21 protein-coding genes and 1 pseudogene are annotated in these 25,964 nt (G+C 69.3%); 5 read left to right on the top strand and 17 right to left on the bottom strand.

Annotated elements, in window-relative coordinates; all coding sequences use genetic code 11:
* Window positions 1-73 precede the first annotated feature (73 nt).
* On the top strand, window positions 74-1,153 hold the full coding sequence (locus R4I43_RS20285; RefSeq protein ID WP_324267237.1) for an ArsO family NAD(P)H-dependent flavin-containing monooxygenase: 1,080 nt from the start codon (window positions 74-76) through the stop codon (window positions 1,151-1,153).
* Here R4I43_RS20285 and R4I43_RS20280 read toward each other — a convergent pair.
* Together R4I43_RS20280 and R4I43_RS20275 are read right to left on the bottom strand one after the other, a co-directional pair.
* The gene (locus R4I43_RS20280; protein WP_324267236.1) at window positions 1,150-2,370 is read right to left on the bottom strand and encodes an MFS transporter; all 1,221 of its coding nucleotides are present in this window, start codon (window positions 2,368-2,370) and stop codon (window positions 1,150-1,152) included. The two genes, R4I43_RS20285 and R4I43_RS20280, sit on opposite strands and share 4 nt — an antisense overlap.
* Window positions 2,371-2,374: 4 nt before the next feature.
* Window positions 2,375-3,709, bottom strand: a complete 1,335-nt coding sequence (locus R4I43_RS20275; RefSeq protein WP_324267235.1) for an FAD-dependent oxidoreductase — start codon at window positions 3,707-3,709, stop codon at window positions 2,375-2,377.
* A gap of 99 nt (window positions 3,710-3,808) precedes the next feature.
* Here R4I43_RS20275 and R4I43_RS20270 point away from each other — a divergent pair, with 99 nt between their 5' ends.
* From R4I43_RS20270 to R4I43_RS20260, 3 genes are all read left to right on the top strand, one after another.
* On the top strand, window positions 3,809-4,648 hold the full coding sequence (locus tag R4I43_RS20270) for a helix-turn-helix domain-containing GNAT family N-acetyltransferase (protein ID WP_324267234.1): 840 nt from the start codon (window positions 3,809-3,811) through the stop codon (window positions 4,646-4,648).
* Window positions 4,649-4,919: 271 nt separating this feature from the next.
* Window positions 4,920-6,401 (top strand): GGDEF domain-containing protein, encoded by a 1,482-nt coding sequence (locus tag R4I43_RS20265; protein ID WP_324267233.1) that lies wholly within the window; start codon window positions 4,920-4,922, stop codon window positions 6,399-6,401.
* A gap of 594 nt (window positions 6,402-6,995) precedes the next feature.
* Entirely contained in the window at window positions 6,996-8,384 is a 1,389-nt protein-coding gene (locus R4I43_RS20260; RefSeq protein ID WP_324267232.1) for an MFS transporter, read from the top strand.
* 233 nt (window positions 8,385-8,617) lie between these two features.
* Here R4I43_RS20260 and pabB read toward each other — a convergent pair whose 3' ends face one another.
* On the bottom strand, window positions 8,618-9,784 hold the full coding sequence (gene pabB, locus R4I43_RS20255; RefSeq protein WP_324267231.1) for an aminodeoxychorismate synthase component I: 1,167 nt from the start codon (window positions 9,782-9,784) through the stop codon (window positions 8,618-8,620).
* 141 nt (window positions 9,785-9,925) lie between these two features.
* A pseudogene (locus R4I43_RS34340) lies at window positions 9,926-10,036 on the bottom strand (serine dehydratase beta chain); the annotation flags it as partial.
* A 104-nt stretch (window positions 10,037-10,140) separates the two neighbouring features.
* On the opposite strand from R4I43_RS34340, the gene R4I43_RS20245 reads away from it, so the two are divergent.
* Window positions 10,141-10,815 (top strand): GntR family transcriptional regulator, encoded by a 675-nt coding sequence (locus R4I43_RS20245; RefSeq protein WP_324267229.1) that lies wholly within the window; start codon window positions 10,141-10,143, stop codon window positions 10,813-10,815.
* A gap of 13 nt (window positions 10,816-10,828) precedes the next feature.
* On the opposite strand, the gene folP is transcribed toward R4I43_RS20245, so the two are convergent.
* From folP to R4I43_RS20180, 13 genes are all read right to left on the bottom strand, one after another.
* Window positions 10,829-11,698 (bottom strand): dihydropteroate synthase, encoded by an 870-nt coding sequence (folP, locus tag R4I43_RS20240; RefSeq protein WP_324267228.1) that lies wholly within the window; start codon window positions 11,696-11,698, stop codon window positions 10,829-10,831.
* Window positions 11,695-12,573: a bifunctional 5,10-methylenetetrahydrofolate dehydrogenase/5,10-methenyltetrahydrofolate cyclohydrolase gene (locus R4I43_RS20235; RefSeq protein WP_324267227.1), complete on the bottom strand. Its 879-nt coding sequence runs from the start codon at window positions 12,571-12,573 to the stop codon at window positions 11,695-11,697. The genes folP and R4I43_RS20235 overlap by 4 nt, the downstream gene beginning before the upstream one ends.
* On the bottom strand, window positions 12,570-13,190 hold the full coding sequence (locus R4I43_RS20230) for a cyclodeaminase/cyclohydrolase family protein (RefSeq protein ID WP_324267226.1): 621 nt from the start codon (window positions 13,188-13,190) through the stop codon (window positions 12,570-12,572). The genes R4I43_RS20235 and R4I43_RS20230 overlap by 4 nt, the downstream gene beginning before the upstream one ends.
* Before the next feature lie 144 nt (window positions 13,191-13,334).
* Entirely contained in the window at window positions 13,335-15,809 is a 2,475-nt protein-coding gene (locus R4I43_RS20225) for a GcvT family protein (RefSeq protein ID WP_324267225.1), read from the bottom strand.
* Between the two features lie 95 nt (window positions 15,810-15,904).
* Window positions 15,905-16,501 carry a sarcosine oxidase subunit gamma gene (locus R4I43_RS20220; RefSeq protein ID WP_324267224.1) on the bottom strand — a complete coding sequence of 199 codons (597 nt, stop codon included), beginning with the start codon at window positions 16,499-16,501 and terminating at the stop codon, window positions 15,905-15,907.
* A complete protein-coding gene (locus R4I43_RS20215) occupies window positions 16,494-19,274 on the bottom strand; it encodes a 2Fe-2S iron-sulfur cluster-binding protein (protein WP_324267223.1) in 2,781 nt (926 codons plus the stop codon). Before R4I43_RS20215 ends, R4I43_RS20220 begins: the two co-directional genes overlap by 8 nt.
* Complete coding sequence (locus R4I43_RS20210; RefSeq protein ID WP_324267222.1) at window positions 19,271-19,582, bottom strand: sarcosine oxidase subunit delta; 312 nt, start codon at window positions 19,580-19,582, stop codon at window positions 19,271-19,273. Before R4I43_RS20210 ends, R4I43_RS20215 begins: the two co-directional genes overlap by 4 nt.
* A gap of 18 nt (window positions 19,583-19,600) precedes the next feature.
* Window positions 19,601-20,839, bottom strand: a complete 1,239-nt coding sequence (locus tag R4I43_RS20205) for a sarcosine oxidase subunit beta family protein (protein ID WP_324267221.1) — start codon at window positions 20,837-20,839, stop codon at window positions 19,601-19,603.
* Window positions 20,836-22,077: a serine hydroxymethyltransferase gene (gene glyA, locus R4I43_RS20200; RefSeq protein ID WP_324267220.1), complete on the bottom strand. Its 1,242-nt coding sequence runs from the start codon at window positions 22,075-22,077 to the stop codon at window positions 20,836-20,838. The genes R4I43_RS20205 and glyA overlap by 4 nt, the downstream gene beginning before the upstream one ends.
* A 183-nt stretch (window positions 22,078-22,260) precedes the next feature.
* The gene (locus tag R4I43_RS20195) at window positions 22,261-22,887 is read right to left on the bottom strand and encodes an MBL fold metallo-hydrolase (RefSeq protein WP_324267219.1); all 627 of its coding nucleotides are present in this window, start codon (window positions 22,885-22,887) and stop codon (window positions 22,261-22,263) included.
* Window positions 22,884-23,972, bottom strand: a complete 1,089-nt coding sequence (locus R4I43_RS20190; RefSeq protein ID WP_324267218.1) for an S-(hydroxymethyl)mycothiol dehydrogenase — start codon at window positions 23,970-23,972, stop codon at window positions 22,884-22,886. The genes R4I43_RS20195 and R4I43_RS20190 overlap by 4 nt, the downstream gene beginning before the upstream one ends.
* Window positions 23,973-24,320: 348 nt before the next feature.
* Window positions 24,321-25,496, bottom strand: a complete 1,176-nt coding sequence (locus R4I43_RS20185; RefSeq protein ID WP_324267217.1) for an NAD(P)/FAD-dependent oxidoreductase — start codon at window positions 25,494-25,496, stop codon at window positions 24,321-24,323.
* Window positions 25,496-25,843, bottom strand: coding sequence for a bifunctional 3-phenylpropionate/cinnamic acid dioxygenase ferredoxin subunit (locus R4I43_RS20180; protein WP_324267303.1), 348 nt, complete (start codon window positions 25,841-25,843; stop codon window positions 25,496-25,498). The genes R4I43_RS20185 and R4I43_RS20180 overlap by 1 nt, the downstream gene beginning before the upstream one ends.
* Window positions 25,844-25,964: the final 121 nt, after the last annotated feature.

Here is a 25,964-nt window from a genome sequence, read left to right as displayed (position 1 = left end):
GACGGCAGGTTTCCCGTCGCGCTGTGATCGGCGCCTCGCCGCGCAGGGTGCGCGAACTGTTCGACTCAGGCGGATGGAGGTCGTGGTGCCCGAGGCCCGGGATGTCGTGGTGATCGGCGGTGGGCAGGCAGGTCTGGCGGCCGGGTACTTCCTCCGTCGCGCGAAGCTGGATTTCGTCATCCTCGACGACCAGCCCGAGCCCGGTGGGGCGTGGCGGCACCACTGGGACTCGCTGCGGCTGTTCTCGCCCGCCGAGCACAGCCCGCTCCCCGGGTGGTGGATGCCTCGCCAGCCCGGGGAGGAGTTCCCCACCGCCGACTACGTCGTGAGCTATCTCGCCGACTACGAGCGGCGCTATCAGCTGCCAGTGCAGCGACCCGTGCGCGTGAACGGTGTCCACGACGCCGGTGCGTGGCTGGCCGTGGACACCGACCGCGGGACGTGGCGGGCGCGCGTCGTCATCAGCGCGACCGGAACCTGGAGCGAACCGCACCTGCCCTCGTGCCCGGGAAGCGAGGTCTTCGCCGGGCGGCAGTCGCACACCGAGTCGTACCGGTGCCCGAAGGAGTTCGCCGACCAGCACGTCGTGATCGTCGGAGGCGGCAACTCAGCGGCCCAGATCCTCGCCGAGGTCTCCGCTGTGGCCGACACGACCTGGGTCACCGCTCGTCCACCGCGGTTCATGCCCGATGACGTCGATGGCCGGGTCCTGTTCGACGTGGCCACCCAGCGCGAAGCCGCACGCCGCGCGGGATTGCCCGACGACGGCGGGGTGCGGCAGCTGGGCGACATCGTGATGGCCCCGAGCGTGCTGGAGGCTCGTCAGCGTGGAGCGCTGCGCGCCGAGCCGATGTTCGACCGGCTCACCGAGCGCGGCATCGCCTGGGACGACGGCCGGGCACTCGACTGCGACGCGATCATCTGGTGCACCGGCTTCCGCCCCGCCCTGCGACACCTCGCGCCGCTGGGCCTGCGCACCGAGAACGGGATCGTCCCGACCGAAGCAACGCGCAGCGTCCAGGAACCACGGCTGCACCTGCTGGGCTACGGCGACTGGACCGGGTGGGCCTCGGCCACCCTGGTGGGCGCCGCGCGGACCGCGAAACCAGCGGTCGCCGACATCGCGCAACGCCTCGCACAGGCCGCTGGCTAACCGCTCATCCCAGCGGAGGGACGGGTGGCCAACGCCAGCAGCGCGCTCACCCCGGTGATGGCGGCCAGCACCAGGAACAGGGCCGGGAACCCGCCCAGGGTGGCTGCGATCGCCGAGCCGCCCCACGGTGCGAGCGCGATGGCGATCATCAGCGGCGCCGACAGCAGGCCGCTCAACCTCCCGTAGGCGGCGGTGCCCCACCGGTCGCTGACGGCGGTGGCCTGCAGCAGGGTGAACACGCCCCGGGCCATGCCCACGAGCATCGCCGCGAGGATCAACAGCCCGGCAGGTCCCGGAACCACCGCCAACACCAGCGTGGTCGCCGCGCAGGCCAGCAGGATGACGACGGTGCGGCCACGAGCTCCGGTGCGTCGCTGCAGCGGCGCGTAGCCGAGACGGCCCAGGACCTGCCCGACGCCGCCGAGCCCGAGCGCCCAGGCCGCCAGGTGGGAGTCGAAGCCGCGTTCGGTCAGCAGCGGAACCTGGTTGATCACCACCGCGTACACCCCGAACCCGCCGAGGGCCATCGTCGCCAGCAGCGCCGAGAACGGGCGGCTGCGCGCGATCTCAGCCGCCTTCCCGGTGGCCGTGGAGTCGTCGTGGGCGCGATGGGGCCACGGCAACCGCAACCCGGCGTGCAGCGGGATCGTGACGACGCCGACCACGACGGCCAGCACCACGTACGTGCCGCGCCAGTCGAGGTGGTCGTTCAACGCTGCGGTCAGCGGCGCGAACACCGTGCTGGCCAGGCCCGCCACCAGCGTCAACGCGGTCAGCGCAGGCACGCGGTCAGGCCCGTACCAGCGGGTCAGCGCCGCGAAGGCGGGCGGGTAGAACGTCGCCGCCATCGCCATCCCCGCGACCGACCACGCCAGCAGGAACCACCCGTAGCTCGGGGCGTGCGCGATCCCGAGCACGGCGGGCACGGCCAGCACCGAGCCCGCGGTCATCACCGCACGCGGGCCACGGCGATCCAGCCACCGCCCGACCGCGATCCCGGTCACGGCGGACACGATCTGGCTGGCCGAGAACGCCCACGTCACGGCGGGCAGCGACCAGCCGGTGTCCCGCGTGATCGCCGGGGCCAGCACCGGGAACGCGTAGTACAGCACGCCCCAGCTGGTGATCTCGGTGATGCACAGGGCGATGAGCGCGCGACGCCGCCGCACGGCCTCGACGGGCGGTGCGGCGGCGGTCGTCCGTTCCTCGGAGCGCATCCGGTCAGCGCTCAGCGGCTCCGGGCGCCGCCAGCTCGACGGTCTGCTGAGGCGCGGCGCAGCAGCCGCCGCCCTGCTCGGCCTCGGGCTCGTCGAACAGTCCGGCCCCACCGCACACCCCCGTCTCCGGCAGGACGAGCTCCACCCGCTCGGCGGACTCGGTGTCGCCGGCGATCGCGGCGGCCACGCTGCGGACCTGCTCGTAACCGGTCATCGCCAAGAAGGTCGGCGCCCGGCCGTAGCTCTTCATCCCGACCACGAACACGCCCGGCTCCGGATGTGCCAGCTCCTTGGCCCCGTGCGGGTACACGGTGCCGCAGGAGTGCACGTTCGGATCGATCAACGGCGCCAGCGCGGTCGGCGCCTGCAGCACCGGGTCCAGACCCAACCTGATCTCCGAGAGCCAGGACAGCTCCGGCCGGAACCCGGTCAGCACCACGACCTCATCGACGGGCTCGCTCTTGTTCCCCTCGAACGAGGTCAGCACCACGCGGCCATCCCCATCGGCCTCGACCGCTGCCGTGCGAAAACCCGGCACCGCGCGAACGTGCCCGGCTTCGACCGCCTGCTTGGCACGCAGCCCCAGCGCCCCGCGCTCGGGCAACTGGTCGGCCTCGCCGCCACCGAACACATCCCCCGAGCGGCCCCGGCGCAGCACCCACACGATCTCCGTGCCCGGCACCTCCTCCGCCAGCCCGGCGAAGGCCACCAACGCGGTCAGGGCCGAATGCCCGCTACCGGCCACGGCGATGCGCTTGCCGGCGAACCGAGCCCGGACCTGCGCATCGGAGACGTCGGGCACCTGGTAGCTGATCCGGTCCCGCGCGGCGCGCTCTCCGACCGCCGGGAGCCCGTCACCGCCCAGCGGGTTCGGGCTGCGCCACGTCCCGGAGGCATCGATGACCGCCCACGCGGTGATCCGCTCCTCGCCGCCCGCCGTCTCGACGTGCACCGTCAGCGGCTCGGACTCCCGTCCGGCATCCACGACGCGGTCCCTGCCACGGCGAGCCACGCCCACCACCCGGGCGCCGAAGCGCACCCGCTCCCCCAACGCCGCCGCGAGCGGCCGCAGAGAGCGCTCGACCCACTCCGCACCCGACGGGTACGCCGCCGGGTCCGGCGCCTGCCAGCCCTGACGCTCCAGCAACCGCGCCGCGGCCGGGTCGATCAACTCCGACCACGGCGAGAACAACCGCACGTGCGACCACTCCCGCACCGCAGACCCGGCTTCCGGCCCCGCCTCCAGCACCAACGGCTGCAGACCCCGCTCCAGAACCTCCGCAGCCGCCGCCAGGCCCACCGGGCCCGCGCCCACCACCACAACCGGAAACTCGTCCACGGCGCACCCCTTTGCATCGATCAGCTTCGATGAAGTTACCTCGACTGTATCGACGCGCATCGATTGACGCAACCATCGATCCGGGTCGATACTCGGGGCATGACGACGACGGCTCCTGAGACCGGACTGCTGCCGGCCGAGAACGCGGCCACCTACGCCGAGTGGTTCGCGTGCCTGGCCGAACCCACCCGCGTCCGCCTGCTGCACGCGGTGGCGGCGGCCGGCACGATCAGCGTGGGCACCTTGACCGAACAGCTGGGCATCAGCCAGTCGACCTGCTCGCACCACGTGCGCAAGCTCGCCGACGTCGGGTTCGTGCTGCTGCACAGGGAACGCACCACCACCTTCGTCTCGGTCAACACCGCCTGCTGCACCGGCTTGCCGCACGCCGCCGACGCCGTCATGGGTGTCGTCGCCCGCCCCTGCTGCCCGGACGACCCCCCCGAGGACGTCACCGTCCGGCAGCTGCGACCCGACGACTGGACGGACGTGCGTCGCATCTACGCCGAAGGAATCGCCACCGGGAACGCCACCTTCGAAACCGACGTCCCGCCCCGCAAGTCGCTGGAGGCCAAGTGGCTGCCGGACCACCGGTGGGTCGCCGAGGTCGACGGGCAGGTCGCCGGGTGGGCCGCCGCGACTCCGGTGTCCAACCGGGACTGCTACTCGGGCGTGGCTGAGACGTCGGTCTACGTCGGCGAGGACTTCCGAGGTCGCGGCGTCGGAAAATCCTTGTTGCACAAGCAAGTCACCGCCGCCGACGCCGACGGCCTGTGGACGCTGCAAACCTCCATCTTCCCGGAGAACCGGGCCAGCATCGCCCTGCACTCCTCCGCGGGCTTCCGCACCGTCGGACTGCGCGAACGCATCGCCCAGCACCACGGTGCCTGGCGCGACACCGTCTTCCTCGAACGCCGACGCACCTGCGAGGACGACTGACCCGACCTGACGAATCCCTCACCTCCTGCACCTGCCGCACCATCGGGGTTTTCGATCTCGACGAGCGTGCTGACCCTCGCGCGGAGGAGCAGCCTGGTACGAAGCGCAGCTCCTGGGTGGTCCAGCCGCGAGCACGGGATGCCGACGTGCTCGGAGCCCGCGACCGATCGCAGGTGGGGCGCTATCGTGAGGGTTGGGGGCCGAATGGCTCGCCCAGTCGTCTGTTCCGGCGCGACGACGTCACGTCCGGAACACCAGGTCCGGTGCGAGCATGCCCGAACGACACCCCAGGTGCCTGGCGGCGGTCAGCACGACCGGCGTCCACCTCGCTGCGCTCGCCGTCGCCAACGTCGCTGCCGTTGCGCTGGTGCTCTCGGGTGTGCTGGGGACTGCGGTCAGCGAGCTCGTCGCAGACCTGACCGGTGTGATCGCCGCCGTCGCCGCAGCCGCGACGTTCGCCTGGATCGGGTGGCGCCGGTCAGGTGACGAGCGGCGCTGGCGATGGCTGATGGTCTTGGCACTCGCCTGCTTCGCCACCGCGCACGCGCTGTGGACCTGGTACCGCAGCATCGATCCGATGACGTTCCCGAATGCTGCGAACGCGGTCTATCTCGGACTCCCGCTGTTCTCGCTCTTGGCCCTGTTCGTCCTGACGAAGGAGGATCACGGGGCGGTTGCAGAGCAAGCCCCGTCGCGCGTGGTCGTCCTGCTCGACGGGTTGATCATCGCGGTGAGCGTGCTGGCACTGAGCTGGAAGATCGCTTTCAGCGTGGTTCGGCAAGCGGACACCGTCCGTGCGATCAGACTTCTCGTGGTGTCTTCCTACACCCTGGCCGATTTGGTCCTGATCACCATCGCAGTTCTGTTCGCGATCGCGCTGTACGGAACCCTGCGCTTCCCCCTGGTGTGGTTGGTGGCCGGCCTTGTCGCGATCGACGCGTCGGATGCGACGTACCTCTACGCCATCGCCAAGTACTCGACGCCTCCGATCGTGGCGGATGTCGGCTACATGGTAGGGCCGTCACTGCTCCTGCTGGCTGCGCCGGCGCGCGATCGGCGACTTCCACGAGCAGTTCCGCAGACGCCCCTCTTGTTCGTTCCGTACGCACCGTTCGCCGTCGTGTTCGGGTGGACGCTCTTCACGACGATCTCCACCGGTGATCCGCACGTCGGCGAGGTGTACGCGCTCCTCGGCGTTGTAGCGCTGGTGGTCGTGCGACAGCTCATCACTCTTCGCCAGCTGCACGTGGCCCGGCGGCAACTGAGCTACCAGGCCAACCATGACCCTCTCACCGGGGCGTCAACGCGGACCGTTCTGCTGCTCCGCCTCGACAGGGCTCTTTCGCAGGGTCAGCAGCCTCGACACCTCGGCCTCCTGTACGCCGACTTGGACCACTTCAAAGAAGTCAACGACGCGCTGGGGCACGAGGCGGGGGATACCGTGTTGCGCACGGCCGTAGCTCGCGTTCACGACTGCATTCGGCGGACGGACACGCTCGCGCGAATGGGCGGCGATGAATTCGTGATCCTCCTCGACCCCGCACCCGAGGATCCTCACGTGTTCTGCAGGCGAGTTCAGGAGGCCTTCGACGAACCCGTCCACCTGAACGGCTCCTCCTGCGCGGTCAGCGCGAGCCTGGGCTATGTCGGTTTGCGCGAGGATGACAGTCCTGACGAGGCCCTCGCTCGTGCCGATGAGGCCATGTACCAGGCGAAGGCCGCTGGACGCGATGGGATGAGGATCGATCCTTGAGCGCGGGCTGATGAGTCACGCGTGCTCTGACGACAGCCAGACATGATCCCCCGGCGTGACCTCGCCGGTGCGGCAACCGTTCTGCGCGGCGCGGCCAGTCACCGGGGAAGCTCGTCCCTGCGCCGAAGCCCGAGCGCGGCCTCCGTCGCCACGCATCGTCCGGTATTCGCAGAGCCGACGTCAAGCCCGCAACACCCTTTCCGGACGACTGATCGACGATTGATATATTAATCTGCGATCCCAATTGATCTCCATTTGCGCAGGTCAGAACGCTGATCTTCGGTGATCACAGTGCGCTTCGGGCCGCTGGCACCCTTGACAAGGCCACCGAGCGAGGCAAGGCTGTTGCATTCAACGAGCCATGTTCCCCATTGCGCAACAAACGGAAATCTCGGCGTGAGCCACGGCAGCACAGCCAGTGCTGACGAGGCGGAGGGTCCGCGGCCGGATACGAGCCGAGCGCGCAACGCGCGAGATCAGCCCTTCGAGCAGCTCTTCTCCCGTCACCAACGCCAGTTCCGCCTGACCGGCCCCCATGGCCTTTCAGGAACCCGACGTTGAAAGGAGGCGGCACCGCGCCAGGTGCCGAACACCATGTCAGCGGAAGTTCCCACGGAAAAACGCACAGCACACACCTCTTCCACAGTCGTCGCTCCCCCACTGGTCAAGCGCGCGGTCACCGCAGCAGCGGTCGGCAACGTCACCGAGTGGTTCGACTTCGGGGTCTTCGCCTACATGGCGACCACCATCGGCAAGGTCTTCTACCCCGACTCCAGCCCGACCGCGCAGCTGCTGGCGACCTTCGGCACCTTCGCGGCGGCCTTCCTCGTACGACCGCTGGGCGGCGTGTTCTTCGGGCTGCTGGGTGATCGGATCGGACGCACCCGCGTGCTCTCCACGACGATGATCCTGATGGCGGTCGGCACCTTCTGCATCGGGATCATCCCCAGCTACAGCACGATCGGCGTCGCCGCGCCGATGCTGCTGCTGATCGCCCGGCTGGTCCAGGGCTTCTCCACCGGTGGCGAGTACGGCGGAGCGATGACGTTCATCGCCGAATACGCACCGGACAAACGCCGCGGTTTCCTGGGCAGTTGGCTCGAGTTCGGCACTCTGGTCGGCTACATCCTGGGCGCGGTCGTCGTCATGGTCCTCAACGCGACGCTGTCCGAAGCAGATCTGCTGTCGTGGGGATGGCGAATCCCGTTCCTGATCTCCGGACCGCTGGGAATCGTGGGCCTGTACCTGCGCATGAAGTTGGAGGAGACCCCGGCATTCGCGAAACTCGTCGAAGAAGCCGACCAGAAGGAGCAGCACGCCAAGAAGGCGGTCCGGACGATCTTCGCGCAGCACTGGCCGGCGATGCTGCAGTGCGGTGGGCTGGTGCTGGTCTTCAACGTCACCAACTACATGCTGACCTCCTACATGCCCACCTACCTCTCCGACGTGCTGCCACCGAGCATCGGCGAGACCGAGTCCTACCTGCTGCAGATCGCCGTCATGGGCATCATGCTGATCGTCATCGCGTTCATCGGGCGGTTCTCGGACCGCGTCGGCCGCAAGCCCGTGGTCCTCGGCGGATGCATCGCCCTGGCGGTGCTCTCGGTTCCGTCCGTGCTGCTCATCCAGCAGAACACCACCGGCACCGTCTTCACCGGCCTGCTGATCATGGGTCTCATGCTCGTGGTCTTCAGCGCGACCATGCCGTCGATCCTGCCGGCCCTGTTCCCGACCGGTGTCCGTCAAGGAGCGCTGTCCATTTCCTTCAACACCTCCGTGTCCCTGTTCGGCGGCACCGTCGCCTCGGTCATGACCGCGCTGATCGCCACCACCGGCGACGTCATGTGGCCCGCCTGGTACCTCATGGGAGCCGGTGCCATCGGCGCGATCTCGATGTGGTTCACCAAGGAGTCCGCCAACCAACCACTTCCCGGATCCCCCGCCGCGGTCGAAGAGCCGGCTGAGGAATCTGGGAGGTACTAGCGGATCCCGTCCCCTTCGCCGCCGCAGACGAGGTGCCTCGTACCGCACGAGGCACCTCGTCGGTTGCTGCGCTTCAGCACACGGCGACGTCCGGCGGTGCCGGACTGGCGCTCATGCCACGCGCAGCGCACCTTTCGGGAGTGGGATCACGAAAGAGGGCACGCGCGCGACGATCTCAGGAGAAGGAGGCTGCGCGATCGTCAGCTCTTCTCACGTGCAACGAGGTCGATGCCCTACTTCACCGCGGAACGGCGGAGGATCTCAGCTTTGACGAGCAACTCGCGGTGCTCTGCAGCCGCATCCGAGCTCCAGGTGATCCCACCGCCGGTGCCGTACTGGGCCCGGCCGGTTTCCCGGTCGACAACTGCCGTGCGAATGGCGACGTTGAACCGTGCTCTGACCGAGGCCGACGGCGGTGCGACCCAGCCGACGGCGCCGCAGTACACCCCACGCGGGTCGGCCTCGAGTTCGCGGATCAGGTGCATCGTGCTGATCTTCGGCGCACCGGTGACCGAACCGCAGGGGAAGAGGGCCCGGAAGAGCTCGCGCAGACCAGTACCGGGACGCAGCCGCGCGACCACGTCCGAGGTCAGCTGAAGTGCGGTGGGATACCGCTCCACCGACAACAACGACGGGACCCTCACGCTGCCCGGCACCGCGACCCGCGCGACGTCGTTGCGCATCAAGTCAACGATCATCACGTTCTCAGCCCGTTCTTTCGCGCACCCGCGCAGCGCGCGTTCCAGGTCCAGGTCTTCCTGCTGATCGCGGCCACGGGGCGCGGTTCCTTTCATGGGCCGCAACAACACCTCGTCGCCCCGCAGCTCGAAGAACAACTCCGGACTCGCACTGGCGATCGCGAACCGCCCGAGGTCGAGGTAGGCGTTGTGCGCTCCGCATTGGGCGGTCGCCAGGTCGCGGTACAGCCCAGCCGGGTCACCGGAGAAACTCCCGCGCATCCGCACGGTGAGGTTCGTCTGGTACGTCTCCCCCGCCGCGATCCTCTCCCGAACTCGGTCCACCAGGGCCCGATGCTCCTGCGGCGACCAATCCGGCTTCCACCCGACGTCGAAGTCACCCGTCTCGAGGTGGCTGCTCACGACGGGGACCTGCGTGGGCGGGTCCGTGATTCCGAACCAGGCCAGCGGCAACCCTTCCTGCGGAGGGTGGACGGCGAACTCGGGATCGAGTCCTGCCGCGGCCTCGTACACCAGGAACCCGAAGGCCCACCGACCGTTCGACGTGGCCCGGTGCACCTGATCGAGAACCGGTGCCACCTCCTCCGGCTGGTGCGCGATCAGCACGCCGGACGGTGCCGGGAACCGGAGCGCGGTTCCCGCGCGGAGGTCGTCGAAACGAGCAGCGCCTCCGCGCGCCGTCCCAGCCGCTCCGGAAGTCATGCGCCACCGATTTCCCGGCCGTGGGCCGCCAGCGCTCGGAACGCAGCACTCACGACGACCAGACCCTCGAGATCGTATCCAGGTAGCCGCTGACGGCGCGGACGACGCCCGTGCGGTTCGGGCAGCTCAAGGTGCGATTCATGCGGATCTCCTCAGCATCCCAGGATCTTGAAAGCCCCGCATCGGGCCGACCGCGTGCGAGCTCGAGGGCCCGATCCCGGCCTTGACCAGGTCGAACGCGGAGATGGTCAGCGGCGACTCCTCGTACGCGGCGGGATCCGCTAATATATCAGTCTTGCGTAATAGATACATCTATGAAGTGGTGGTGTACGTCCGTGCCGATCTCAGCCCCTAACATGACCTCCGTGACCACTGGCCCGCACGAGCTCGAACCAGCGCCCACCTCGATGGCCGAACGCGCGTACGCCGCCATCCAGGACCAGCTGATCATGCTCGACATCCCGCCGATGTCACCCATCGACGACCTGGCGCTGAGCGAAGCCCTCGGCATCGGCCGCACGCCCGTCCGCGAGGCGCTCAAGCGCCTCGAAGTAGATCGGCTGGTGGTCTCCTACCCGCGCCGCGGCACCTTCGCCTCCGGCGTCGACATCACCGACCTCGCCTACATCTCCGACATCCGCGTGCACCTCGAGCCGCTGGCCGCCCGCCGCGCCTCCGAGAACGCGCCGGAGATCATGCGCACCGAGCTGACCGAGCTGGCCGACGCCATCCAGGACGACGACGTCATGCTCAAGTCGCGCCACGAGCTGATGCAGTGGGATCTGCGGGTGCACCGCTCGATCTACCGCGCCGCCGGCAATCCCCACTTGGAAGACACCCTGGTGCGCTACAACAACCTCGCCACTCGGATCTTCTGCGTGTTCTTGGACCGGATCACCCATTTCGACCGGCACGTCGACGAGCACGTCGGCCTGCTGCGAGCAGTCGCAGACGGCGAGAGCCGGAAAGCCGAGGAGATCGCCGGAGAGCACGTCGCCGGGTTCGAGAAGGCGATCCGGGCGATCATGTGACCGCCCGGCCACCTCAACCCTCGACGGCGTCGAGCACCCTGAGCACGTCGACCGTGGCCGCCACGTCGTGCACCCGGAGCACCTTCGCCCCGCGCTGCGCCGCCAGCACGGCGGCGGCGACCGAAGCCGCCTCCCGGTCACCGACCGGCCGTCCGGTGATCTGGCCGAGCATCGTCTTGCGGGACAGACCAGCCATCACAGGTGCGCCGAGCTCGGTGAACGAGCTCAGCGATCGCAGCAAGGTCAGGTTGTGCTCGAGGGTCTTGCCGAACCCGAACCCCGGGTCGATCACGATGTGCTCCCGCGGGATCCCCGCGCTCAGGCACACGTCGATCCGCTCCCGGAGGAACGCGGCCACTTCGACGAGCACGTCGTCGTAGCTCGGGTCGTGCTGCATGAGGCTCGGCGGCCTGAGCATGTGCGACAGGCACACGGGCACGCCCAACTCCGCCGCCACCTCGACCGCACCGGGATGGCGCAGCGCGCGCACGTCGTTGATCAACGTTGCGCCCGCGGCCACGGCTTCCCGCATCACCTCCGGTCGCGAGGTGTCGATCGACAGCGGGACGTCCGTCTGCGCTGCCAGCTGCTCGACGACCCCCACCACGCGGTCGAGCTCCTCAGCGACGCTGGGCGGGCACGAACCCGGCCGAGTGGACTCACCGCCGATGTCGAGGATGTCAGCGCCCTCCTCGACCAAGCGGAGGCCACGCCGCACGGCAGCGCCGCTGTGCCAGTAGGCTCCGCCGTCGGAGAACGAATCCGGTGTGACGTTGAGGATTCCGCACACCAGCTTGCGCGGACCGCGGAGCAGTCCCAGCAGTGTGCCAACAGCAGCTGCGGGAGCCCTCGGTGCCACGGCAGCGGGCAGCGGGCCTGTCATGCTCGGCTCCGGGAAGCCGACTCGATCGTGTGCCGGAGCAGCAGCGCCGTCGTCACCGGCCCCACGCCGCCGGGAACCGGGGTCAAACCGGCCACCGAACCAGCCACTTCCGCCTCGTCGACGTCGCCGGTCAAACCGCCGTCCGCCGTCGGATTGGTTCCCACGTCGATCACGACACAACCGGGGTTGACGTGCTCAGCGCCGATCAAGCCGACCCGGCCGACGGCCACCACCAGGACCTCAGCGGGGCGGGTGTGGGCGGCGAGATCACGGGTGTGGCGGTGGCACACGGTCACGGTCGCATCGCGCTGCAGCAGCAGCTGGGCTGCTGGTTTGCCGACCACGTTGGAGCGTCCGACGACAACGGCCCGACGACCTGCGAGCGGAACCTCGTAGTGGTCCAGCAGTTCCAGCACCGCTGCTGCGGTGGCCGGAACGAACGCGGGCATCCCGGCGCTGAGCCGCCCCAGCGACTCCGGGTTGGCACCGTCGACGTCCTTCTCCGGGGCGATCGAAGCCGCCAGGTCTTCGACGGACGCCCCGCTGGGCAGCGGGGTCTGCAGCATGATCCCGTGCACGGACGTGTCCCCGCTCAGCTCGGTGAGCCGGCCGCGGATCTGGTCGGGCGTCGCTTCAGGGCCGAGATCGACGATGTCGCACCGGATTCCCGTCTTGGACGCGGCGTTCGCGATCGAGCGGACGTACCAGGCGGTGGATTCGTCGTCCGTGGCCACGACGACCGCCAAGCGCGGCGGTGTGCCGGCTCCCGCGAGCGTCTCCGCCGCCGCTGTCACCCCGGCCCGGATCTCCTTGGCGAGGGCCCCTCCGCTGAGCACCGCCGTGGTCGGCTCGTCGGAAACGAGCTGTCCTGTCATCGTCCGACCACCTCCCGCACCGCGGCGGTGACCTTGTCGGCACGCGCGGTGATGTCGTCGACTTCGGCGATGGAGCCGAGCAGCTCGGTCCGCTCCTCGGCACCGCTGATCCCGTTGAGGTTGACCTCCACGTTCACGCGCGCGGTGGTCGCCGCGGCGCGGGCGGCTTCCGCAGCAGCGGCGATGTCGCTGATGACGTTGCGATTCCCGATCGGGAGCAGCTGTTCGGCCAAGCCGACGACCTGCTCGGCAACGGCGACCACCCTCGCGGGCACCCGGCCCGCCTCGATCAGGGCGGCCGCGATCGCACGCGATCGGACCTCCTTCTGCTCGTCGGTGGAGCGCGGGAGCGCGTAGGCCGCCCCGACCGCGCCGAAGGCGGAAGCATCGTCTTCGGCCAACGTCAGTGCGAGCTCGCGGAGCTGATCGGTGTCGTTGCGCACCGCCGTGATCGTCGCGGCGTGTTCGGAGTACTTCTCGCCGTCGCTGTAGCGGGCGACCATCCCGACCAGCGCGGCGGCTTGAGCGGCGTGCAACCCGGCGCTCGCCCCACCTCCCGGGGCTGCTACCCGGTCTGAGAGCGAGCCCAGAAAACGTTCGAGGGTTTCCATGCGCATGGCATCGGTCCTTCTTCTCTGCGGGCTGGGAATGTGATGGCAGGACTCGTGCGTCGGTCCCGCAACGCCTCCGGGGCCGACGAGGGTTTGGGTGGGGTGCGCGGCCACCGACCCCTTTTCAGACCGCGCACCCCGGCTCGGGGGTCACCGGCGAATGCGGGTCATCTCCGGGTCGACCAACGGCTCGACGGCGACGGTGGCGCGCACCTTCCGGTCGAAGTACTGGATCTCCACCGAAGTCCCCGGCGTGGCCGGTGCGGGGAGCCACGCGTAGGCGATCGGCTTGCCGATGGTGTGGCCGAAGGCCGCCGACGTCACGTAGCCGGCCGGCTCGCCGTCGACGAAGACGGGTTCGCTGCCCAGCACGACGCTGCGGCCGTCGTCGATGGTCAGGCACGCCAGGCGGCGGGTGACGGTGTCAGCGCTGAGGTCGGCGACCGCGTCGTAGCCCACGTAGTCGGTCTTCTTCTTGCTCAAGGCGAACCCGAGGCCGGCCTCGTAGGGGTTGTGCTCGGTCGTCATGTCGCTGCCCCACGACCGGTAGCCCTTCTCCAGGCGGAGGCTGTTGAACGCGGCACGCCCTGCGGCGATGACGCCCAGCGGCTGTCCGGCTTCCCACAGCGCGTCCCAGAGCCGCTGCCCGAACTCGGCGCTGGTGTAGATCTCCCAGCCGAGCTCACCCACGTAGGACAGCCGCATCGCGGTGACCGGGATACCAGCGATGTGCGCGCGCTTCAGGCGGAAGTACTTCAGCGCCTCGTGGGAGAAGTCGTCACCGCTCAAGGGCTGCACCAGGTCCCGGGCGAGCGGCCCCCACACGCCGATGCAGCACGTACCGCCGGTGATGTCGCGGATCTGGACGCTGCCGTCGTCCGGGGCCTCGCGCAGGAAGTGGTCCACGTCGAGATTGCTGTTGGCCCCGACCTGGAACAGCTGCTCATCGAGCCTGGCCACGGTGACGTCGGAGCGAACGCCGCCGGCCTCGTCGAGCATCAGGGCATAGGTCACCGAGCCGACCGACTTGTCCATCTTGCCGGTGGTCAGCCGCTGCAGGAACGCCACCGCCCCGGGCCCGCTGACCTCGATGCGCTTGAGCGAGGTCATGTCGTACATGGCGACCGCGGTGCGGGTCTTCCACGCCTCGGCCGCCGCGATCGGCGAGTGGAACATCGCCGACCACGCGTCGCGCGATGGCGGCTGCCACTCGGTCGGCAGCTCCTGCACCAGGCGCGCGTTGGCCTCGTACCAGTGCGGCCGCTCCCAGGCGTGCGATTCCAGGAAGAACGCGCCGAGTTGCTTCTGCCGCGCGTGGAACGGGCTCACCCGCAGGTCCCGGGGTGAGAACCTCGGCTGCAGCGGGTGCCGGACGTCGTAGATCTCCACGAAGTTCTGCTGCGAGGTCTCCTCGACGTAGGCGTCGGTCGTTTGAATCGCGTCGAACCGGTTGACGTCGCACCCGTGGAGCTCGGTCTCGCTGCGGCCGTTCACGAGCAGCTGGGCGACGGCGCGAGCGACACCGGCGGAGTGGGTCACCCACACGGCTTCGGCGACCCAGAACCCGGCGACGTCCGGCGACTCGCCGACCAGCGGACCGCCGTCGGGCGTGAAGGAGAAGACGCCGTTGAACCCGGAGTCGATCTTCGCGTTCCGCAACGACGGGAGGAGCTCCTTGCTGTGCTCCCACGAGGCGGCGAAGTCCTCCTCGGTGAACGGCAGCATCGAGGGCATCGCCGCCTCGCTGACGTCCTCGCCGTCGACCTCGGGCAGCTCCGACAGCTGCGCCGGCATCGGGCGGTGGGCGTAGCTGCCGATGCCGAGGCAGTCGTGGTACTCCCGGAAGTAGAGATCGCGGTCCTGGTGGCGGAGTGCCGGCAGGCTCGCCTCGGTCTGCTCGTCGTTGCGCCCGACCAGCTCCGCTACCTGCCCGGTGCGCACGAACTGGTGGGCCAGCGGGAGCAGCGGCACCTTCATGCCGACCAGCTCGCCGACGGCCTTGCCCCAGAAGCCGGCGCAGGAGACCACGACGTCCGCAGCGATCTCCTCACCGCCGTCCGCGCGCACTCCGGCGACGCGGCCGTTGTGCTGCAGGACCTCCGTCACGCGGGTCGAACCGCGGAACACCGCTCCGCGCGCCTCAGCCCGGCGGATGAGGGCAGCGACGGCTCGGGGCGACTTGGCCAGTCCGTCGGTGGGCGTGTGCAGACCGCCGAGCACGCGCTCGCGGTCGAGCAGCGGGTGCAGCTCCGCGCACCGCTCCGGCCCGACGACCTCGCTGGGGACACCCCAGGACGTGGCCCAGCCGTGCTTGCGGTGCAGGTCAGCGAGCCGTTCCGGGGTGGTGGCGATTTCGAGCCCGCCGACCTGGTTGAAGCACCGGTCGCCGTCCACCTCGATGCTGCTGAACTTCTCGACCGTGTAGGTCGCGAACTCGGTCATGGTCTTGGAGGGGCTGGTCTGGAAGACGACGCCGGGTGCGTGCGAGGTCGACCCACCGGTGAGGGGCAGCGGTCCCTGGTCGAGGACGGTGACCTCGGTCCAGCCGCGCTCGGTGAGCTCGTCGGCCAGATTGGCGCCGACGATCCCGGCGCCGATGATGACGACACGAGGGGTGGTGCTCATGGCGGGGGCGCTCCTTAACTGAACGGTCTGGGGTGACCGCGCGGAGGATGCTTCGTGGGAGGTCGGCCGTGCCCACGGTCACGGCCGACCTGCTGCTAGGTGGTGGTGCGCAGTTCCTCGGCCGTGTCGAGGAGCCAGTCCGCGAGGTAACCCGCGAACGACGGCCGGACGAAGAGCCGGAAGTCGTCACCGTCGCCCAGGGCGAGGATCAGCACCCCGGCCTGCCCGATGCTGGTCTGCGCGCTCGATCCCTTCGGGAACGCAGCGGGTCGCAGGTCGAGCGAGCACCCGAACGACAGCAGCTCGCGCGCCAGCCCGCCGCTCACCCGGATCGCGGTGCGCTGCGCCGACACGTCCACGGCCGCGCCACCATGCGCGGACACGACCTCGACGAGCGAGCCCTCCAGCTCGTGCGGGCGGGCGACCTTGCTCGTCACGAGCCATTCATCCGGCCCCAGCCAGACGATCTGGCCTTCCGGCGTGGAGGTCCAGGTGTTGGGTTTGACGGGGAGCGCCGAACCCAACGCGCGCTCCACGGCCGCGGCACCCGGACCGGCGCGATCGATGCGCAGATCCGCGGCGGGCACGAGTTCCTCGGGCTTGACCACCAGGCCGTCGATCGACCAGGTCAACGCGGCCAGGGCGTGCTTCCAGGCTTCCAGGGGGTGCGCAGCGCGCAGCGTTCTAGCCATCTCGGCGTGCTCCTTCCGGGTCGACCAGCACGGTTTCGCCGATCTCCGCCTCGACGAGCGCGCCGTCCACCGGGACGTGCACCAGGTCGCCGACGCGGGCGCGGCCGTTCTTCACCAGCGCCAGCGCGAACGGCCGGCCGAGCTCAGCGCTGTGATAGCTGGACGTGACGTGCCCGAGCATCGGGACCGGTGGCTCGGGAAGAGCCCCGTCCGCCCGGAATTCCACGATCTGCGACCCCTCGCGCAACTTGGTGCGCCGATCCGTCGGGAGCAGCGAGACGAGTTGCTTCCGCAGCGGGTTCAGGTTCTCGGCGCGGGAGAACGAGCGCTTGCCGATGAAGTCTTCCTTCTTCTTCGACACCACCCAGTTCATGCCCAGGTCGTGCGGGGCGACCGTGCCATCGGTGTCCTGCCCGATGATCGGGTAGCCCTTCTCGGCGCGCAGCACGTGCATCGTCTCGGTGCCGTACGGCGTGATGCCGAAGCGCTTCCCGGCCTCCAGCAACCGCTGCCACAGCGAAAGCCCGTACCAGGAATTGATGTTGACCTCGTAAGCCAGCTCGCCGGAGAACGAGATCCGGGCGACTCGGACCGGAACGCCGTCGAGATGCGTGTCCTTCCACGACATGAAAGGGAACGCCTCGTTCGACACGTCCAGCTCGCGGAACACCTCGCCGACCACCTCGCGCGAACGCGGCCCGACGACCGGGAAGACCGCCCACTGCTCGGTCACCGACGCGAGGTGCACCTGCAGCTCGGGCCATTCCGTCTGGAGCCACTCCTCCATCCAGTCCAGGACCGTGGCCGCCCCGCCGGTGGTCGTGGTGACCAGGAAGCGGTTCTCCTCGATGCGCAGCACCGTGCCGTCGTCGATGATCATGCCGTCGTTGCCGCACATGACGCCGTAACGCACCCGGCCGACCTTGAGGGTGCTCATCATGTTCGTGTAGATCCGGTCGAGAAGAACACCGGCGTCCGGGCCTTGGACATCGATCTTGCCCAACGTGGAGCCGTCGAGGATGCCGACACCGGACCGGGTCGCCGCGCACTCGCGCAGCACAGCGGTGTCCATGTCCTCGCCCGGCTCCGGGTAGTAGCGGGCTCGCTTCCACTGGCCCACGTCCTCGAACACCGCACCGGCGTCGACGTGCCAGGGATGCACCGCGGTGATCCGCTCGGGGTCGAACAGGCTGCCGCGTTCACGCCCGGCCAGAGCTGCGAAGGCGACCGGTGTGTACGGCGGCCGGAAGGTCGTGGTGCCCAGGTCCTCGATCGGGCGGCCCAGCAGCTCGGCGGTGATGCCGGAAGCGATCACGCCCGAGGTCTTTCCCTGGTCGTGAGCGGTGCCGATGGTGGTGTAGCGCTTGACGTGCTCCACCGAGTGCAACCCGGCGCCGACCGCGCGGCGGATGTCGGCCACCGTGGCGTCGCGCTGGATGTCGACGAACTGCTCGGACGGGTCCCCGTCGGTGCGCCAGACCACCTTCGTCGGTGTGCGGGAGGGCTCCGCATCGACCGCCGGCGCCTCCGCGCCGGCCCCGTCCCGCACGACACCGGCCAGGTCGAGGGTGCCGTTGGCCGAGCCGATCACCGTGATGCCGGGCAGGCTCCCGGACGGCCGGAACGAACCGAGCGAGGCGTCGTAGGTCAGCGCACCCTTGACGTGGCTGAACAGGTGCACCGCCGGGTTCCAGCCGCCCGAGACGAGCAGCAGGTCAGCGGGGATTCGCACCTCTCCGCCTGGGTTGCGCGCGATCACCGCGCCGACGTGCTCCTCGCCTTCAGCGCGGATGACCGCTGCGGACGCGGACACCTCGACGCCTCTCGCCGCCGCACGCTCCGCCCAGTCCGGCGGCAGATCGTCCCTGGCGTCGAGGACCGTCACGTCCGCACCGGCGGTGGAGAGGTCGATCGCCGCGGAGTAGGCGGCGTCGTCGCTGGTGAACACGACGACCTGCTGCCCTGCGAGGACGCCGTAGCGGTGCAGGAAGTCCCGCGCCGCCGATGCGAGCATGATCCCGGGGAGGTCGTTGTTCTCGAACGCGATCGGACGCTCGTGGGCACCGGCCGCGACGACGACCTTCAGAGCGCGGATGCGGTGCACGCGTTGACGACTGCGGTTCGCCGAAACCGCGGCACCGGGGTGGCCGCTGCGGCGCTCCAGGGCGAGCACGAACCCGTCGTCGTACTGGCCGAACGCGGTGGTGCGCTGCAGGTGCAGGACTTCCGGGTTCGCGGCCAGCTCGGCGACGACCTCCGCCACGAACTCCAGCGCCGGCCGTCCACCGATCCGCTCAGCGCCGGTCAGGCTGCCACCTGCGGTGGCACGGTCGTCGAGGAGGACGACGCTCTCCCCGGCGCGGGCGGCGCTGCGCGCGGCGAGCAGCCCAGCCGGGCCCGCCCCGATCACGACGGTGTCGACGTGCGTGTGCTTGCGGTCGTAGCGCGCCGGATCGGGGTGCTCGGCGAGACGTCCCTGACCGTTGACGCCTCGCGCCACGAGTCCGTCGGTCAGCTCGACCGCGGCCGCCTGCAGCATCGGTTCCGGGAACGGCTGCTCGATCTGCACCAGGCCCGTGGCGTCCTCGGTCCACGCTGCGCCGATCCCGCGCGGCCGCCCCAGCTTCACGCTGGAGCCGATGAGGTGAACGTCGTTGGCCAGCAGGGCGGAAGCCAAGGTGTCGCCCGGGTGGCCGGTGTAGGTGCGTCCGTCGAAGGTGAAGGTGAGCGCGCGACCGCGATCGATGCGGCCGTACCCGTCGACCCGGCTCATGCCCGCACCTCCGGCTTCGTCGATCCCACGCCCGGAACGCCGGGAACCGGTTCACCGACTCGGTAGATGGCCAGGAACTCGTAGGTGCGGGTGTCCCGGACGGCGTTGAACCAGCGCCGGCAGCCCGTGCTGTGGCACCACCGCTCGGGGAACGGCCCCTTGTTGTTGTCGCGGTAGAACACGAACTCAGCCCATTCCTGGTCCGACAGAGCAGCGGGGCTCTCCGGGTAGGCGACGTCGGCCTGGCCGCCGTAGTGGAACTCGACCTCCTCGCGGGGGCCGCACCAAGGGCAGTGGATCAATTGCATGGCTGGCAGTCCTCGGTTTCAGTGGGCGACGGCGGCGGCACCGTGCTCGTCGACGAGCGCTCCGGTCGTGAAGCGGTCGAGGCTGAACGGTGCGACGTGCGGATGCGGTTCGCCGTGGGCGATGGTGTGCGCGTAGCACCAGCCGAGCCCCGGCGTGACCTTGAACCCCCCGGTCCCCCAGCCGGAGTTGACGTAGACGTTCTCGAACGGTGTGCGCCCGACGATCGGGCTCGCGTCCGGGGTGACGTCGACGATCCCCGCCCAGCTGCGCAGCAGGTGCGCGCGGGCGAAGACCGGGAACAGCTCCACGGCAGCGGCCATCTGCCGCTCGATGATGTGGAACGCGCCGCGCTGCCCGTAACCGTTGTAGGAGTCCACGCCCGCGCCCATCACCAGCTCGCCCTTGTGCGCCTGGGAGACGTACACGTGCACGGCGTTGGACATCACGATGGTCGGGTGCACCGGCTCCAGCAGCTCCGAGACCAGCGCCTGCAACGGGTGCGATTGCAGGGGAGCGCGGACGCCGAGCTCGTCCAGCAGGACGGAGGTGTGCCCGGAGGAGCACAGCGCGACGGTCCCGCAGGCGATGTCACCGCGGCTGGTGCGCACGCCGGTCACCCGATCACCGTCCACGGTGAACCCGGTGACCTCGCAGTCCTGGATCAGGTCGATCCCGGCCTCATCCGCGCTCCGAGCGAAACCCCAAGCGACGTAATCGTGCTTGGCGATCCCGGCCCGGGGCTGGTAGGTCGCACCCTGCACCGGGTAGCGGATGTCGTCGGAGACGTTGACGATCGGGCAGACCTGCTTGACCTCGTCGGGGCTCAGCCACTCCGCATCGATGCCGTTGAGCTTGTTGGCCTCCACCCGCCGGACCGAATCCCGAACGTCCTGCTCGGTGTGGGCGAGGTTGAGCACGCCGCGCTGGGAGAACAGGATCGGGTAACCGAGTTCGTCCTCGAGCCCTTCCCACAGCTTCAAGGCGTGCTCGTAGATCGCGGCCGATTCGTCCCACAGGTAGTTGGACCGGATCAGCGTGGTGTTGCGGGCCATGTTCCCGCCCGCGAGCCACCCCTTCTCCAGCACGGCGACGTCGGTGATGCCGTGGTTCTTCGCCAGGTAGTGCGCGGTCGCCAGACCGTGCCCGCCGCCACCGATGATGACCACGTCGTAGGACTTCTTCGGCTCCGGGTTGCGCCAGAGGAAGTCAGGGTGTTCGGGCAGATCCGCGCCGGGCGGCGTGGAGTTCGCGTTCATGCCTGCAGCTCCGGGTACAGAGGACGGCTCTGGGCGAGTTTCGCGACGCGCTCGGCGAGGGCGTCGAGGCCGGCTCGCGGCGTCTCGGGACGCAGCGCCAGCGCGATGATGTCCGCGACCTCGCGGAAGTCCTCGTCGTCGAAGCCGCGCGCGGCCAGCGCGGGAGTTCCGATGCGGACGCCGGAGGAGACCATCGGCGGTCGCGGGTCGAACGGGACCGCGTTCCGGTTCACCGTGATGCCGACCTGGTGCAGCCGATCCTCGGCTTGCTTGCCGTCCATCTCGGAATTGCGGAGATCGACCAGCACCAGGTGCACGTCGGTTCCACCGGAGACCACGCCGACGTTCTCCTCCAGCAGCAGCCGGTCGGCCAGGATTCTCGCCCCGGCCAGGGTGCGCTCCTGCCGCTGGCGGAAGGCGTCCTCCCCGGCGAGCTTGAACGCCACCGCCTTGCCCGCGATCACGTGCTCGAGCGGACCGCCCTGCAGCCCCGGGAAGACGCTGGAGTTCAGCTTCTTCGCCAAGCTCGCCTCGGCGAGCACCACACCGCCGCGCGGTCCTCCCAGCGTCTTGTGGGTGGTCGAGGTGACCACGTGCGCGTGCGGCACGGGCGACGGGTGCAGACCGGCGGCGACCAGCCCGGCGAAGTGGGCCATGTCCACCATCAGGTAGGCGCCGACCTCGTCGGCGATCCGCCGGAACTCCGCGAAGTCCAGGTGCCGCGGATAGGCCGACCAACCGGCGATGATCAGCTTGGGCTGCCGTTCCTTCGCCAGCCGCTTCACCTCGTCCATGTCCACGAGGTGGTCGTTCTCGCGCACGTGGTACGCCGCGGCGTCGAAGTACTTCCCCGAGAAGGTCAAGCGCATCCCGTGCGTCAGGTGACCGCCGTGCGCGAGGTCGAGACCGAGGAAGGTGTCGCCCGGCTCCAGCAGGGCGGCCATGACCGCGGAGTTCGCCTGAGCTCCGGAGTGCGGCTGCACGTTCGCGTAGTCGGCGCCGAAGAGCTCCTTGACCCGGTCGATGGCCAGCTGCTCGATCTCGTCGACGTTCTCGCAACCACCGTAGTAGCGGCGCCCCGGATACCCCTCGGCGTACTTGTTGGTCAGCACCGATCCCTGGGCCTGCATCACGCTCAGCGGGGCGAAGTTCTCGCTCGCGATCATCTCCAACGTGTCGCGCTGCCGAGCCAACTCCCGGTTGACGGCCGCATGGACCTCCGGGTCCGTCTCCGCCAAGGGAAGACCGAGCGCGTTCTCGGCGCTCGCCGCCCCTTGACGATCAACCGTTGCGGACAATGCGGCCACCTCCTGGTGTATCTGTGTTTGATGGTTGATATATCAGTTACATGTCAAGGTAGGCGTCGTTGCGCCCTCGGTCAACAGCCCGAGGGCGACGACTTCTCGCGAGGGCCGGGGCGGTCAGTACCCCCGAGCTCTCCACTCCTCCAGGTGCGGAGCCTCGTCCCCGATGGTGGTGGAGCCTCCGTGTCCGGTGTGGACGGTCGTCTCCCCCGGCAGGGCCAGCAAGTCGCGGCTGATCGAGCTGATGATCGTGTCGAAGCTGGAGTAGGACCGCCCGGTGGCCCCCGGCCCGCCCTGGAACAGCGTGTCCCCGGTGAAGATCGTCTTCAGCTCCGGCACGTGGAGGCAGGCGGAGCCGGGTGAGTGCCCCGGCGTCGACAGGACGCGCAACTCGATACCGGCCACCGCGATGACCTGACCGTCCGACAACTCCCGGTCCGGTTGCCGGTCCGGGTGCGCCAGCTTCCACAGCGGAGCTTCGGCCGGGTCGAGCAGGATCGGCGCATCGAAGCGGTCCGACAGAACCGGTGCCTGGTTGACGTGGTCATCGTGCGCGTGGGTGCACACGATCGCCGTCAACCTGCGATCGCCGATCCGCTCCGCGACCGCATCGGCGTCGTGCGCGGGGTCGATGACGAGGACCTCGCGCTCGTCACCGATGAACCAGACGTTGTTGTCGACCTCCCAGGTACCCCCGTCCAGGGAGAAGGTGCCCGAGGTGACCAGGTGCTCGATCGGGCTCACAAGACCACCACCGAACGCAGCACGTCACCGCGGTGCATCTTCTCGAAGGCGTCCTCGACCGCGTCGAGGGAGATCTCCTCGGTGACGAACTTCTCCAGCGGCAACCGACCCTGCAGGTGCAAGTCGACCAGCGCGGGGAAATCACGCGAGGGCAGGCAATCGCCGTACCACGAGGACTTGAGCGCACCGCCGCGGCCGAAGTACTCGATCAACGGGAGTTCCGGTGCCATCATGTCCGGCGTCGGCACCCCGACGAGCACGACCGTGCCGGCCAGGTCGCGCGCCTCGAACGCCTGCTTCCAGGTCTCCGGGCGTCCCACGGCGTCCACCACCACGTCGGCGCCGAACCCCCCGGTGTGACTCCGGATGGCCTCGACGACGTCGGCCACTCGAGCGTCCACGAGATGCGTGGCACCGAACTCCCTGGCTTGGTCGAGCTTCCGCGGGTCTCGGTCCACCGCCACGATCGTGCTGGCTCCGGCGAGCTCCGCACCCGCGATGGCCGCATCGCCCACACCTCCGCAGCCGATGACCGCGACCGAATCACCGCGGCCCACGCCTCCGGTGTTGATCGCGGCGCCGATTCCGGCCATCACGCCGCATCCGAGCAATCCCGCCACTTGCGGCTCCACCCGCGGGTTGACCTTGGTGCACTGCCCGGCGGCCACGAGGGTCTTCTCCGCGAAGGCTCCGATCCCCAGTGCCGGGCTCAGCTCCTGCCCCGACGTCAGCGTCATCTTCTGCGTCGCGTTGTGCGTGTCGAAGCAGTACTGCGGTTTGCCCTTGCTGCAGGCACGGCACTGCCCGCAGACCGCGCGCCAGTTCAGGATCACGTAATCGCCCGGGGCGACGTTGGCGACACCATCACCGACCGATTCCACGACGCCTGCGGCCTCGTGCCCGAGCAGGAACGGGAACTCGTCGTTGATCCCGCCCTCCCGGTAGTGCAGGTCCGTGTGGCACACCCCGCACGCTTGCACCCGCACGACGGCCTCACCAGGACCGGGGTCGGGGACCACGATCGTCTCGACCGTGACGGGTTTGCCCTGCGCGAGCGAGACGACTCCGCGGACCTCTTGTGGCATAACGCCTTTCTCCTTCTCCACGATGGTTCCTCGGCCAGGGCGCACCTGCCGATGGACGGCCGCCAGACCGGTGTTCCGGTTTGCGAGGACGCGACTGAGGGCGACAACGCGATTCCGGCGCCCACTGTGACATGCGACTGGTATATCAGTCCAGAGCGCAGTGCGACCTTTTTTGCGGCGCCTCCCGGCCTCCCGCGTTCCTCACCCCGCCCCGCGTCCACGGACCCGGTTTCCTCGGCGCACAAGCGCGGCCATGAGCAGCCGACGCGATTCCCGAGGGGCTCGTGGAGCAGGCGAGCCCGCTCCACGCCCGGGAGCCACAGCGCCTGCGGGACGGGCGAACTGCGATCAACGCCCGGCCGGCAGGCGTCCCGCCAGCTGGCGCCGCCACCGCCCGAACGAGCGGGCGCGGTCGATCCCGAGAACCCCTTCCGGGTTCCCTTCTTGATCGCGGTAGAGCACGAGGAAGTCGAGTGAATCGACGCTCCCCTCGACTACCTCGGCCGTGGAGCTCTCAGTGCGGCGTCCGGCGAACTGGATCTTGTGACCGTACTGGTCCGACCAGAAGTACGGCACCTCGTGGTGCGCCGGCGGTACGTAGCTCCCGCCGAGGAGGGCGGACACCGCGACCGCGGGCTGCTGCAGGGCATTGGTCCAGTGCTCCATGCGGCGCGGCGCACCGAGGAAGTTGCGGTGCGAGTTGGCGCAGTCCCCCACCGCGACGACGCCGGGGACGTTCGTCAGGCCCTGCGCGTCGGTCACAACACCGTCATCGAGGTCGACGCCAGACCCGTGCAGCCATTCCACGCACGGTTCCGCGCCGATCCCGACGACCACCACGTCGGCGGGCAGTTCGCGACCGTCGGACAAGCGGACCGCCGTCACCTGCTCACGACCGACCAGTTCGGCGAGCGTGGCACCGGTGTGCAGCCGCACGCCCTTCGTGGCGTGCAACCCGGCGCAGACCTCGCCCATCTCCGTCCCGAGCGCCTTCAGCAGCGGCACGGGCGCGGCTTCGACGACATCGACTTCCACGCCCAAGCCCACTGCCGTCGAGGCGATTTCGGAGCCGATGAACCCCGCCCCGATCACCACCAGGCGGGTTCCCACGACCAGCTCGTCGCGCAGCGCCCGTGCGTCGTCGAGCGTGCGAAGGGTGTGGACGCCCTTCGGCAGGTTCCAGGGGAGGTTCTTGGCCCGGGCGCCGGTCGCCAGCACCACGCCGTCGGCCACGATCCGCTCGCCGTCGTCGAGCACCACCGCCCGATCACCGGTGTCGAGAGCAGTCGCCGGGTTCCCGAGGCGCCACTCCGCGCTCAGCTCGTCGTCCTCGGGCGTCGCCAGCTTCAGGTCCTCTTCCGAAACCGCCCCCGCCAAGAACTCCTTCGACAGGGGCGGGCGATCGTACGGCGCGTGGGTCTCGTCGCCGACCACGACGATGCGCCCCTCGAACCCCTGATCGCGCAGGGATCGGGTTGCGGTCAGCCCGGCGAGGGACGCGCCGACAACGGCAATGGTCTGCATCAACGAACCCCTTCGCCAAGCACTCCGGCGACCTCCGCGCCCACTTCGACCGTCTCGTTCACGAACACCTGCCCGTCGTCGACGACCACCTCATGCGTTCGCACGGGTTTCCGCGCGGGCGGCCCGCTGGGCTTTCCGGTGCGGAGGTCGAAGCAGGCGGCGTGCAAGGGGCACTCGACCGCGCAGTCCTCGAGCCAACCGTCCGAAAGCGACGCGTCCTGGTGGGTGCACGTGTCGTCGATCGCGTAGAAGGTCCCGTCCGCGTTGAAGACCGCGATTGCCACGCTGCCCTGCACACGTACAGACTCTCCGACCGGGATGTCGGCCGCCGCGCCAACTAAGATCATCGTTGCTCCTGTTGCTGATTGCGGAACACGACGTGTGATTCGCAACAGAGCATCCGACACTTATCGTTTCCCGTCAATTAACCGATCCCAAATCAACCCGCGCCGATTTCGGAGTTGCAGG

The organism is Saccharopolyspora mangrovi, from assembly GCF_035320975.1.
Taxonomy (GTDB): Bacteria; Actinomycetota; Actinomycetes; order Mycobacteriales; family Pseudonocardiaceae; genus Saccharopolyspora; species Saccharopolyspora mangrovi.
The sequence above is the reverse complement of the archived record's forward strand: the minus strand, read 5'-3'. Positions and strand labels throughout refer to the sequence as shown.